This window comes from Sporosalibacterium faouarense (assembly GCF_016765695.1).
GTDB classification, from domain to species: Bacteria; Bacillota; Clostridia; order Tissierellales; family VENL01; genus Sporosalibacterium; species Sporosalibacterium faouarense.
The window spans coordinates 1-11,631 of the sequence record NZ_JAETGO010000093.1 but is presented as its reverse complement, the minus strand read 5'-3'; the positions used below and the strand labels follow the sequence as shown (position 1 = coordinate 11,631).

Here is an 11,631-nt window from a genome sequence, read left to right as displayed (position 1 = left end):
TTATAACCCTGAATAAAATTTGATGATAAGTAAAAAAAGTAAAGAAATATATAAAACTCTGTTATAAAAGTATTAAGACTTTTTAAATAATTAGCCCAATAGTTAAGTCTTTGTAATAGGGGAATTTTCGACAAATCTTTACACTAACCTGTGGTATAATTGACTCTGTGATTAAGTAATAGAAGGGGAGGGATAAGAAGTTGGATAAGAGAAGATTAGCAAAACAATATTATGAAGAATTAATGCAACTTGAAAACAGTCGAGATGAAATTACTAAAAGACTATCAGAAAAATTGAAAAGAATAGATAAGGATCGTTTTATTGAAGACTACCCCCTTTCAGCTTTAGGTGTTATAAATTATAGGACATTTTGGGAAATTTGTTTTGAGGTGGGGATTGTACATAATCCTTTTTATTGTGATTATGAGGAATTGAATCCATTTGAACAAAAGCTTCATAATATTATTAATTCATTGATTCACATGCCTAATAACAATGAATATACTAAAGATGATATAATTAGTTTATTTAGAAAGTATAAATTTACTAGTTAAGATTAATTATTGCATCCCATGAGCCGGGGTGCTTTTTATTTTAAGCAAGTTTTGATTTCTTACATATAATATAGTAACAAAAACTCAAGGGGGTATGGTTGTGGATTTTTATGGATACAGTCCTTTCTTTAATTATCATAATACTAATCAAAAGACGATGACTCAATCCTCACGTAACAATTATAATATTAAGGTTGAAGGAGTAGGAATAGTAAATACGGTACCAGATATTGCGAAGGTTACAATTGGTGTTGAGACTTTAAATAAGGACTTGAAATTATCTCAGAAGGAAAATGCTAACATTACAAATAAAGTTATTAATTCAATAAAAAATCTTGGAATTGATAATAAAGACATACAAACAGTTGATTATTTCATAGACAAGATATATGAGTATGTTAATGATGAAAGAGTTTTTATGGGCTATAAAGTGGCAAATAAAATAAAGGTGATAGTTAGAGACATAGATAAAATTGGAAATGTAATCGATACTGCAGTTGATAATGGAGCAAATGCTGTTAATGATATAGAATTTGATTTATCAGATTCATCTCCTTATTATGATAAAGCACTTTCACTAGCTGTTAAAGATGCATTAGGTAAAGCAAAGAATATTGCTATGACCTTAGGAGTTAGAATTAATATGGTTCCAAGTAAAGTTGTTGAGCAAGAGTATAATAGTTCATATACACCTAGACAGCCTAGTTTTAGAGCTCCAGAAACAGTAACTCCAATTGAGCCTGGAAAATATGAAATAAAAGCTATAGTAATTGCAGAGTTTTCTTATATAAACTAAAAGAGTGTGTAAATCATTTGCAAGGATTATATTTAGTTTGTAAAAATGTAAATTCCCCAGTTAATTGAAAAAGAAAAGAATAGGATATAAAATGATAATATAATGAAATAGATACTAAAATAGAGAGCAAATGAAAATGAACCATTACTTTTATTATTTTACAATCATTTTATATCTATGGGGAATAGATTCAATAATTTCTGGGATAACACAAATTAACTAAATTACTTCCTAATCAAAAAGATACCTGGATACTCAGGTATCTTTTACTAAGTTCAAATTTTTGCTTTTTATTTAAAAATACCAAATGGTTTACCTACTGGGATAAATTCTTTACCAAAATGAGCATTTAGTACAGCAGCTGCAGAACCATAGAAAGAAACTAAAGAAATTCCCAATTCTGAATAAGCAGCTAGTTTATGGGTAAGGTCGGGTGCAATTTCAAATGTACTCAAAGATAATCCTAAAAATAATAAATCTATTAAAAAGAAGATAATAAATAACACTTTATGAGTTTCCATTGCACCAACTGTCATAAAAACTGAGAAAATCAAATATCCTATGAATGCAAATCCTAGTTGTTTACTATCAGCATTTAAAGCCAAGGCATCACCAAAAAAGCCTAATTTGATTAACCAAGTAGTAGCTACAGCAAACCAAAAGAAGGCATAGCCACCAAAAGCAGTAGTACCAAAAGTATTATTACGTTTAGAATCATTAATACATGCAAATAATTGAGCAAAAGCTCCTAGAAAAATAGCCCATGGTATTGCATATGAAAGTCCCTCAGTTAGACCTAGTTTTTGTGATGAGGCTACAAGAGTGACCATTGCTAGTCCGAAAAGTCCTAGTGCAGATGGATCAGCAGCAGTAATGTTAACATTTTTTGTTTCTGTTGAATTCATGATAGTCCTCCTTAAATTATATAACGCTTAAATTTGCGATTTTAGTCAAATTATGAAGATAATTTGACTCACGACAATTAATTATAATATAAAACCATTGAATAATGAAGAAATAATTTGTTAAGATTTATACAAAAATATATAATCATAATATAATAATTTTTTGGAGTTGATTGGATGTATTTTGTTTATATGGTTAGATGTAAAGATAACTCCCTATATACAGGATGGACAACTAATTTAAAAAGAAGGGTTTCTGAGCATAACAAGGGAATAGGAGCTAAATATACTAGGGCTAAAAAGCCTGTTAAGTTAGTTTTTTTTGAAGAATATGATACAAAGAGTAAAGCAGCAAAAAGGGAGTATGCAATAAAGCAATTATATAAATATCAGAAAGAAAAGTTGGTAAGTAATTTTAGTAAGAAATAGGGGTCTAATATATATGTAATTAATTGTTTATATTAAATCATATATTTGATATGATTATTTGTGTATTTAGATTAGTGTTTTTTAAGCTAAATAATTATATAAGTTGAGTATTATTACTAACTCAATATTTGTAGGGAGGTTAAAAGAATGGATGTTCAAAGTATTAATCAAGGAAAAGTTAAAGTAAAGAGAAGATATACTTTAAAAGAAGAAATAGCTAATAGTATTACCCACGGAATAGGGATATTATTTAGTGTAGTAACATTGACAATTCTTCTAGTTTTTGCAATCTCAAATAGAAGCACTATTTACATAGTTAGCTTTAGCATATATGGATTTTGCTCTATAGCCTTATATGTTGCATCAACCCTTTATCATAGTTTTCAGAATGAGAAGATTAAAAAGATACTTAGGGTTTTTGATCACTCATCTATATATTTATTTATAGCTGGTACATACACTCCAATTACCTTGTTATCAATGAAAGGTTACTGGAGAATAGGAATGATTACAGCAGTATGGACAATTGCTTTATTCGGTATAGGGTTTAAAATAGTAACCTATAATAAGTTTGATAAATATAATTTTATTTCTACGATATTATATATAGCAATGGGCTGGATAGTAGTAATTGCTATAAAACCAATGCTTGAAACAACGCCAATAGGGTTATTACTCTGGTTGATAGCTGGAGGAGTAGTATATACAGTAGGAACTATTTTTTATGCAATGAAGAAAATACCTTATGCCCATGCTGCTTGGCATTTGTTTGTATTAGCAGGAAGTGTTTTACACTTTATAGGAATATTTATATATTTAAAATAGAAGGTATAGAAATAATGATTGTATGATTTACCTTTATGAAATATAATGTTATACATATATGAAATTGTATGAAATTAATAAAAACGTGATGCTTAGTTTTAGCTTGGTATCATGTTTTTTATATGGGAAAAGGGAGATATTCTAATATATTTTCACATGATTACAGAGAATATATATCAATAATGTTAAATAGCATTGCTAGAAGCTTATCTAGCAAACTCTAAACAAAAATAAAGGATGATAATAATAATGAAAGACTTTTTACCTATAAGTAAAGATGATATGAAGAAAAGAGAATGGAGTCAATTAGACTTTGTAATAATTACTGGAGATGCTTATATAGACCATCCTTCTTTCGGGGCAGCCATAATAGGACGGGTTTTAGAAATAAGAGGCTATAGAGTAGGGATAATTTCTCAACCTACATGGAAGACTACATTTGACTTTAGAAGATTGGGAAAGCCAAGACTTGGTTTCTTAATAACTGGAGGAAATATTGACTCTATGGTAAATCATTATACCGTTGCAAAAAAAAGACGAAAGGAAGATCTATATTCTCCAGGTGGAAAATCAGGGTATAGACCGGACAGAGCTACTATAGTATACAGTCAAAAAGCAAAGGAAGCGTATCCTGATGTTCCAATTATTTTGGGGGGGATTGAGGCAAGCTTAAGAAGATTTGCTCATTATGATTATTGGGACGACAGCGTAAGGCGATCAATATTGCTTGATGCGAAGGCAGATTTATTAGTTTATGGTATGGGGGAAAAACAGATAGTTGAAATTGCTGAAGCATTGGATAGTGGTATACCAGTTGAAGAAATAACTTATATTAAAGGAACTGTATATAAAACAATGGATAAAAATAGGCCATTTAAACCAGTTATATTGCCATCTTATGAAGAAATACTGGAATCTAAGAGAAAATATGCCGAGAGTTTTATGAGTCAACACGATAACATGGACTCAATACATGGCAAAACTCTAGTGGAACCTTATGAGGACAATTATTATATAGTTCAGAATTCACCACAGCCGCCAATAAAAGAGATAGACTTAGATGATATTTATAATCTAGAATATATGAGGAATTATCATCCAAAATATGAGAAGGATGGGGGAGTTCCTGCAATCAAAGAAGTGAAATTTAGCATAATAAGCAATAGGGGATGTTTTGGAAGTTGTAGCTTTTGTGCATTAACATTTCACCAAGGCAGAGTAATTCAATCTAGAAGTCATAAATCTATAGTAAAAGAAGCTGAAAAAATAATAGATGAAGAAGACTTTAAAGGATATATTCATGATGTTGGGGGCCCAACTGCCAATTTTAGGCATAGAGCCTGTGAGAAGCAGGTAAAGCATGGAGTTTGTAAAGACAAACAATGTCTTTTTCCCCATCCCTGTAGTCAACTTAAAATTGATCATAGTGATTATTTGGAGCTTTTAAGAAAGCTTAGAAGATTGCCTAAAGTAAAAAAAGTGTTTATAAGATCAGGCTTAAGATATGACTATTTGATCCATGATAAAGATGACACCTTCTTTAAAGAATTATGTCAACATCATGTAAGCGGACAACTTAAGGTTGCTCCAGAGCATATTTCACCTAAAGTATTAGATAAAATGGGTAAACCAAAAAGAGAAGTTTATGAAAGCTTTGTAAGGAAATATGAAAGGATCAATAAAAATCTAGGAATGAATCAGTTTATAGTACCTTATTTGATGTCTAGTCATCCAGGCTCTACATTAAATGAAGCTATCGAATTAGCTGAATACTTAAGGGATATTGGACATAGACCTCAACAGGTGCAGGATTTCTATCCAACACCAGGTACTTTATCTACATGTATGTACTATACTGAATTAGACCCAAAAACTATGGAAAAGGTATATGTTGCTAAATCTCCCCATGAAAAGGCAATGCAAAGAGCACTGATTCAATATACTCTACCTAGAAATTATCATCTGGTTCATGAAGCCCTTGTTAAAGCTGGTCGAGAGGACTTGATAGGTTTTGACAAGAAATGTCTCATAAGACCAAAGGGGAAGGGCTTTAATAGAAAGAATAATCATTATAATAAAGATAAAAATAGAAATAAAAGAAATAGTAAATACAAAAACAAGAAAAGCAGTAATAATAAGAAAAGTAGAAGAAGAACTAAAAATCGAAAGAAATAAAAAAAGAACAAAAATATAGAATAGCCTAGGCTATTCTATATTACTTTTCCATTCTTTTAAAGTGAATTTTCTAGTGCCATTTACAATAGCAGGATCGTTTTCTACTAGGGCTTTAGCATCATCATAGCTATTAGCTTTATAGATTACTAATCCACCACTATGATCTGTAAAAGGACCTTTAGCAAAAATGTTTCCCTTTTCAATATGTTCGTTTAAGTATTGAATATGGATATCTAATAATTCCTTATCCTTTTTAGGATCAACCATTTCAAGTATAGCTGCATATAAAATCATTTTATGACCTCCTTAATAGACTCGTATAGTAAATATACAATATCTCAACTTAATTATTTTACCATAAAAATCTATCCGTATACAATGTTTGACCCATCAATATCAGATACTATTCTAAAATAAGTATTTTCTTAGCTGTACCTTGAACTGGATAGCTTTCAGCAACAGCACCATCAAATACTATTCCAACCTTTTGACCCTTTTTAAGGGACTCAATAGATACTTTTTCATCATCCTTTAAAATTGATGTATCTTGTGAAATCTCGACTCTAGCTTTTCCATAAAGATTTGAATTGTTTTTTGCTTCATCTTCTCCATCTACTAAAATAGAAATCAAAACATCATCATCATTAAAATAAACCTCAGTAATTTTACCTTTTGCTCCCAGAGTATCAGTATCACCTGTATTGATATCACTATTTGGGTCTGTGTTGCAACCAATAAAGCTAATAGTTAACAATGAATACAATATGCAGATTACAATTATTTTTTTTGTCATTTAAAAACCTCCTTTAATATCTTGTTAGACGTAAGAAGTGCAAGAAATGTTCAAAATATGTAACAATTTATGTGTAGAAAAAGTAAAAGATTTGTTATAGAATAGGAAATACTTATAAGATAAAATTTTAGGAGGTACGAAGATTATGCAGCTATTGGATTCAAACGACAAGTATGTTCTTAAGATTGACAAAAAAAGAAAAATAGTTTATGAAAAGCCTATAGGGTATTGGAAGCCAGAAGATATTGAAAGATTACATAAAGATTATCTTAATAAGGTTTTACCGCTACTACGTGGTAACAAAGATACAATTAATTGGGCTAAATGTGTTGATTTAAGAGGCTACAAGCTTTCTATGATACTTGACAAATTGCAGGATCATGTTAAGTGGGCTGTGAGTAATGGATTTAAAAAGGGTGTTATCATAGTAGATTTAGGCAATGAAAATTGCAAGGTTTTAGAGCTTCAAATGAAAACTAGCACAAAGGATACATCAGTTATACCAAAAGTTTTTACAATGTGGAAGATGGATTGAATTGGTTAAAGAAGCATGGATTTTAATTGAGTAAATTACATTATAAAAACATAATTGAGAGGAAGACTCTAATCTTAAATAATATTTCAATAATAATGGGAATATTTCTTAAACAAATCATTTATAAAGCTTAACTAATAGTATATGATGGTAAGTGATGATTATAAAAGATTCTTTAAGCTGTAATAAATAAAGGGGTGGGGAAATGGAAGAAATTAAAAAGAAGGGCATAGTAGCAGACATTGCATTGTTAATAGTAGCAATTATTTGGGGAAGTGGATTTATTGCAACAAAGCATGGATTAGACTCTATATCCCCCTTATATCTTAATGCATTTAGATTTTCACTAGCTTTCATATTAATGGCATTGGTTTTTAGGAAAAAGTTTAAAAAGATTGACAGGGAAAGTATTATTGGTGGAATTATAATAGGAGTATTTTTATTTCTAGGGTTTGGATTTCAAACCGTTGGATTACAATTTACTACTGCTGGAAAACAGGCTTTTCTAACTGGAACAAATGTTGTTATGGTTCCATTCCTTTATTGGTTAATTAGTAAAAAAAGACCTGATAGCTTTAGTTTTATAGCGGCAATTTTGTCTTTTATTGGGATTGGTCTTCTCACTTTAAGTAATGGATTTAAAGTTGATTTGGGGGATAGCTTAACTATTATTTGTGCTTTTTTCTTCGCTTGTCATATAGTTTCAATAGGACATTATGCTAAAAAAAGTGATCCTATAACATTAACTATATTACAATTTGGAGTATCTGCAGTACTATCCATTATCGTTGCACTGATTTTTGAAGATATACCCAATGGTATTACATCTCAAGGGGTTTTCTCAATAATATACTTAGGTTTATTTAGTACCTTAATAGCGTTTTTAATACAAAACATAGCTCAGAAGCATACTACATCAACTCATGCGGCTATTATGCTTAGTTTAGAATCTGTTTTTGGAAGTATATTATCAGTTATCTTACTAAAGGAAGTCTTTTCAATTAATATGGTGATTGGTTGCGCTATTATTTTTATAGCCATAATCACAGCAGAAACTAAATGGAAATTTTTAATTAAAAAGTTTAGAAATATCTAAAAGGAGTGGAGAATCACTATTAAAGTGACTTTCTCCATTCTTTTTTACAATCAATAATAGAAAAATATTTCGAACTTGAGATTTAGAGTATTTAGGAATAACAGAAATAATATAAGCTTAGTAGTATATTATAATGAAGATAAAGTTATTGCTAAATTTTCAACAGTTTATATTGACTGGGAAAAAAAGCATATCACCAATATGGGCATAAGATTACATCCTGATTATTGCAATAAGGGATATGGTACACAACAGTTAAAAGACATATCTAATTGGTATTTTAATCAAGGAATTATAAAAATACAATTTGATGTTTTGAACACCAATAATTGTGCAATTAAATGTTACAAAAATGCTGGTTATAAAATAACTGGAGAATTTTATCATGAAAATGATAAGTTTCTCTGGATGGAATCTAGCTAGACGGTTCAATACCGTATTTTAAAGGAGAACTATATTTATATATTCTATTCATAACCCTTTCTTTTTCAGTTTCATCTAAGATAATTGGCTGAAAGTTATTGATACTATCTTCTGAAGATAATTTGCAAGGTATAATATTACTCTCAAATCTTAAGAGTTCACTATCCCTAACTGTAAAAATTCCTTGGTAAATTATCGTGTCCCTGTCTCTAGGATAAAGATTTCCGCCAAAAGAAAAATTCCCTATACTATAAATTATATATTTATCTTTATATTTTTCTATACCTTGAATAACATGAGGGTGATGTCCAACTACTAAGTCAGCTCCACAATCAACAGAGAATCTACCTAAGTCCAATTGCATTTCCTCAGGATAATAAACCCTCTGACCACCCCAATGATATGTAACAATAACAATATCGGATTTTTCCTTCATACTTTGTATGTCAGTTTTAATTTTATCTTTACTAGCTTGATCATCATACCAGCCTTTATACCCAAGAAGACCTACTTTAACCCCTTTGATATTTAGCACTCGGGGAAAATCATATCCTAAATGGCCCCCACTTGTACTCCAAACTGGGGAAATAGTATCATTTCCGTAATAAATAATTCCTGCATTATCCAAAGTTTCAATAGTATCTTTAAATCCCTTTTCTAAATAATCATGCATGTGATTGTTAGCAATATGAACAGCCTCAATACTTCCAATTTTTAAAATATTGACAAGGTCAGGATCTCCTTTATATCTATATTTCTTTCTGGTTTCGTATTCCTTAGCATTAGTAAAGGGGTTTTCCAGATTCACTATAGTTAAATCATCATTAGCAAAAACAGTTTGTACCTCTTTAAAGAAGAACTCATATCCTTTTTCTACAGCAACTTCTGGGAATGTGTTCCAATTACCTTGTCTTATATCTTGACCTAGGGTACAGTCTCCAGCAAAGGAAATAGTAATTGTTGAAAGATTGGGCTTTCTATATATATAATTTTTCTTTAAGTTAACTATATCATCAAAACAGATATCTTTTAATAATGGCTTATTAAATTCAGGAAGATTTCCAATCTCATAAGCATATTGTGGTGACCGAAATTCTAACACTTCTATAAAGTCAATATGAAATATTATAAAAGTTAAAATTAAAATAATTAATAGCGATAATATTTTATTCAACGAAAATCCCCCCTGTATATAAATAGTCAGGAGAGCTTTATTTATGACTAAATATTTTATTGTAATCTAATAAGGTATATGATAATGAAGCAATAAACTAAAAATTTGTAACAAAAGCTTTCAATACTTAATACTATAATATTAGACTTAAAGAACATAAGAGACATAAATTGAAGGGAGGCAAAACAATGGTTGATGGCAAAGGTGGAATTTTTGGCGGATTTGGAGAAGGTAGTGAATTATTATTCTTTTTCTTGCTACTAGTAGTATTATTTACTTCTGGTTTTGGTGGATTTGGAAGATAATTAAATTAAGAAATTTAGGTTTTATAGGAGGGGCTTTGAGCTCCTCTTAATTCTTTTTGAAATTATAAGTTTAGGGTGATACAATTTAATAATACTTGGCATCTGAATAATGTGATATACTGAAGAATGGAAATGAGAAAAGCAATATGACAAATGAGGATGTAACTGATTAATTTTGAGAAAAAATAATTGGGGGGATTTAAATGAAGAAAAATTATATTGTATTAGCTTCTTTAATTTCTTGTATAATTCTTTATTTTACCGAACAGGTATTAGAGACGACATATATAATAAAGACAGCTATAAAAATTATTCTATTTCTAGGGATACCACTTTATTATATTAAAAATATTGAAAATAAAACAATAAAAGAAGCTCTTAAGTTTGATAAATTGGATAAGAAACAGTTTAAAATGGGAATTTTCTTTGGGGCAGGGTCCTTTTTAATTGTTTTGATTGCTTATTTTGTATTGAGAGGATTTATTGATTTAGATAGTATAGCTGCAGAGTTGCAGAATAAATCAAAAATAACCCCATCAAATTTTTGGATTATAGGTTTATACATAACAATTGGGAACTCATTTTTAGAAGAATTTTTCTTTAGGGGATTTATATTTTTAAATCTCTACAATAGAAATTATAAGAAGTTAGCTTATGTTTTTTCATCAGCTTTATTTGGTTTATATCATATAGCTATTTTTCAGACATGGTTTAATATTGGACTAGTAATCTTAGCACTAGTAGGACTAATTGGAATAGGTCTTGTATTTAATTGGTTAGATACTAAGTCAGATAACTTTATTAATTCTTGGATAGTTCATATACTAGCCGATAGTGCTATAATAATCATTGGTCTTAAAATGTTTGGAATGATATAGAAGTAAGAGGGTGGAGAATTATGAATATGCAAATAGAAAAACTAATTACAAATTTTAAGGATAGAAATATTAGAGTATTACATTTTAATAAGTTAGAAGAAGCGAAAGAGAAAATCTTAGAAATCATTCCAATTGATTCAACCGTAGGCGTTGGAAATTCAAAAACTTTAAAACAAATGGATATAAGTAAAATCTTAAGCAATAGAGGAAACATTGTCTTTGATAAAACAAATGCAAAAAATAAAGAAGAGATAAAAGTATTAAAGAAAAAATCACTAATAACTGATTGGTATCTTACAAGTTCAAATGCAATATCTGAAGATGGACAGATAGTCAATATTGACCACAGTGGTAATAGAGTTGCTGCTATGACTTATGGACCAGATAAGGTTATAATTGTAGTTGGGAAAAATAAGATAAGGAAGACATTAGAGGAGGCAATTGATAGAGTTAGAAATCATTCTGTTCAATTAAATGCTAAAAGAGCAGGCTACAATCCACCTTGTTTGACGACAAAAAAATGTGTTGATTGCAGGTCAAAGGATAGGGTTTGTTATTATTTATCAATAATAGAAGGACAATTTGAACCTGAGAGAATGTTATTATTTATTATAGATGAAGAACTTGGATTTTAATAATTATATAGAAGATTAAAGGAGCCTATTTAGGCTCCTTTCTTGTGGTGTGCCCAGCATGGGCACAGTCTATAGGGTGAAAGTCCTGAACACCGAAGGTGATATAGG

The 11,631-nt window shown here is 29.7% G+C and carries 14 protein-coding genes; 10 read left to right on the top strand and 4 right to left on the bottom strand.

Annotated features, from left to right (window positions below; translation table 11 throughout):
* Nucleotides 1–200 precede the first annotated feature (200 nt).
* Nucleotides 201–554, top strand: coding sequence for a hypothetical protein (locus tag JMO20_RS17955; protein ID WP_202711098.1), 354 nt, complete (start codon nucleotides 201–203; stop codon nucleotides 552–554).
* A gap of 100 nt (nucleotides 555–654) precedes the next feature.
* On the top strand, nucleotides 655–1,350 hold the full coding sequence (locus JMO20_RS17950; RefSeq protein WP_202711097.1) for an SIMPL domain-containing protein: 696 nt from the start codon (nucleotides 655–657) through the stop codon (nucleotides 1,348–1,350).
* A 290-nt stretch (nucleotides 1,351–1,640) separates the two neighbouring features.
* On the opposite strand, the gene JMO20_RS17945 is transcribed toward JMO20_RS17950, so the two are convergent.
* A complete protein-coding gene (locus JMO20_RS17945) occupies nucleotides 1,641–2,255 on the bottom strand; it encodes an acetate uptake transporter (RefSeq protein ID WP_202711096.1) in 615 nt (204 codons plus the stop codon).
* Nucleotides 2,256–2,432: 177 nt separating this feature from the next.
* Between JMO20_RS17945 and JMO20_RS17940 the strand changes: the two genes are divergently transcribed.
* The 3 genes from JMO20_RS17940 to JMO20_RS17930 all read left to right on the top strand — a co-directional run bounded on the left by JMO20_RS17940 (nucleotide 2,433) and on the right by JMO20_RS17930 (nucleotide 5,684).
* Nucleotides 2,433–2,684, top strand: a complete 252-nt coding sequence (locus JMO20_RS17940; RefSeq protein WP_202711095.1) for a GIY-YIG nuclease family protein — start codon at nucleotides 2,433–2,435, stop codon at nucleotides 2,682–2,684.
* A 147-nt stretch (nucleotides 2,685–2,831) separates the two neighbouring features.
* Nucleotides 2,832–3,509, top strand: a complete 678-nt coding sequence (trhA, locus tag JMO20_RS17935; RefSeq protein WP_202711094.1) for a PAQR family membrane homeostasis protein TrhA — start codon at nucleotides 2,832–2,834, stop codon at nucleotides 3,507–3,509.
* 249 nt (nucleotides 3,510–3,758) lie between these two features.
* Nucleotides 3,759–5,684: a YgiQ family radical SAM protein gene (locus JMO20_RS17930; RefSeq protein ID WP_207753550.1), complete on the top strand. Its 1,926-nt coding sequence runs from the start codon at nucleotides 3,759–3,761 to the stop codon at nucleotides 5,682–5,684.
* A 30-nt stretch (nucleotides 5,685–5,714) separates the two neighbouring features.
* Here the strand turns inward: JMO20_RS17930 and JMO20_RS17925 are convergent, their stop codons facing one another.
* Together JMO20_RS17925 and JMO20_RS17920 are read right to left on the bottom strand one after the other, a co-directional pair.
* Nucleotides 5,715–5,978 (bottom strand): YciI family protein, encoded by a 264-nt coding sequence (locus tag JMO20_RS17925; protein WP_202711093.1) that lies wholly within the window; start codon nucleotides 5,976–5,978, stop codon nucleotides 5,715–5,717.
* Between the two features lie 109 nt (nucleotides 5,979–6,087).
* The gene (locus JMO20_RS17920) at nucleotides 6,088–6,477 is read right to left on the bottom strand and encodes a DUF3221 domain-containing protein (RefSeq protein WP_202711092.1); all 390 of its coding nucleotides are present in this window, start codon (nucleotides 6,475–6,477) and stop codon (nucleotides 6,088–6,090) included.
* Nucleotides 6,478–6,622: 145 nt separating this feature from the next.
* On the opposite strand from JMO20_RS17920, the gene JMO20_RS17915 reads away from it, so the two are divergent.
* From JMO20_RS17915 to JMO20_RS17905, 3 genes are all read left to right on the top strand, one after another.
* A complete protein-coding gene (locus tag JMO20_RS17915) occupies nucleotides 6,623–7,012 on the top strand; it encodes a hypothetical protein (RefSeq protein WP_202711091.1) in 390 nt (129 codons plus the stop codon).
* Between the two features lie 205 nt (nucleotides 7,013–7,217).
* Nucleotides 7,218–8,108 (top strand): DMT family transporter, encoded by an 891-nt coding sequence (locus tag JMO20_RS17910; protein WP_202711090.1) that lies wholly within the window; start codon nucleotides 7,218–7,220, stop codon nucleotides 8,106–8,108.
* Nucleotides 8,109–8,183: 75 nt separating this feature from the next.
* Nucleotides 8,184–8,531 carry a GNAT family N-acetyltransferase gene (locus JMO20_RS17905; protein WP_202711089.1) on the top strand — a complete coding sequence of 116 codons (348 nt, stop codon included), beginning with the start codon at nucleotides 8,184–8,186 and terminating at the stop codon, nucleotides 8,529–8,531.
* Here the strand turns inward: JMO20_RS17905 and JMO20_RS17900 are convergent.
* Nucleotides 8,524–9,705: a CapA family protein gene (locus JMO20_RS17900; RefSeq protein ID WP_202711088.1), complete on the bottom strand. Its 1,182-nt coding sequence runs from the start codon at nucleotides 9,703–9,705 to the stop codon at nucleotides 8,524–8,526. The two genes, JMO20_RS17905 and JMO20_RS17900, sit on opposite strands and share 8 nt — an antisense overlap.
* A 508-nt stretch (nucleotides 9,706–10,213) precedes the next feature.
* On the opposite strand from JMO20_RS17900, the gene JMO20_RS17895 reads away from it, so the two are divergent.
* Both JMO20_RS17895 and JMO20_RS17890 read left to right on the top strand, forming a co-directional pair.
* Nucleotides 10,214–10,888 (top strand): CPBP family intramembrane glutamic endopeptidase, encoded by a 675-nt coding sequence (locus JMO20_RS17895; RefSeq protein WP_202711087.1) that lies wholly within the window; start codon nucleotides 10,214–10,216, stop codon nucleotides 10,886–10,888.
* 20 nt (nucleotides 10,889–10,908) lie between these two features.
* The gene (locus tag JMO20_RS17890; protein ID WP_202711086.1) at nucleotides 10,909–11,523 is read left to right on the top strand and encodes a lactate utilization protein; all 615 of its coding nucleotides are present in this window, start codon (nucleotides 10,909–10,911) and stop codon (nucleotides 11,521–11,523) included.
* Nucleotides 11,524–11,631 lie beyond the last annotated feature (108 nt).

Excerpts from the sequence above, each read along its gene's own strand:
- JMO20_RS17945 (WP_202711096.1), bottom strand. The coding sequence starts at position 2,255 with ATGAATTCAACAGAAACAAAAAATGTTAACATTACTGCTGCTGATCCA.
- JMO20_RS17940 (WP_202711095.1), top strand. The coding sequence starts at position 2,433 with ATGTATTTTGTTTATATGGTTAGATGTAAAGATAACTCCCTATATACA.
- trhA (WP_202711094.1), top strand. The coding sequence starts at position 2,832 with ATGGATGTTCAAAGTATTAATCAAGGAAAAGTTAAAGTAAAGAGAAGA.
- JMO20_RS17930 (WP_207753550.1), top strand. The coding sequence starts at position 3,759 with ATGAAAGACTTTTTACCTATAAGTAAAGATGATATGAAGAAAAGAGAA.
- JMO20_RS17925 (WP_202711093.1), bottom strand. The coding sequence starts at position 5,978 with ATGATTTTATATGCAGCTATACTTGAAATGGTTGATCCTAAAAAGGAT.
- JMO20_RS17920 (WP_202711092.1), bottom strand. The coding sequence starts at position 6,477 with ATGACAAAAAAAATAATTGTAATCTGCATATTGTATTCATTGTTAACT.
- JMO20_RS17915 (WP_202711091.1), top strand. The coding sequence starts at position 6,623 with ATGCAGCTATTGGATTCAAACGACAAGTATGTTCTTAAGATTGACAAA.
- JMO20_RS17910 (WP_202711090.1), top strand. The coding sequence starts at position 7,218 with ATGGAAGAAATTAAAAAGAAGGGCATAGTAGCAGACATTGCATTGTTA.
- JMO20_RS17895 (WP_202711087.1), top strand. The coding sequence starts at position 10,214 with ATGAAGAAAAATTATATTGTATTAGCTTCTTTAATTTCTTGTATAATT.
- JMO20_RS17890 (WP_202711086.1), top strand. The coding sequence starts at position 10,909 with ATGAATATGCAAATAGAAAAACTAATTACAAATTTTAAGGATAGAAAT.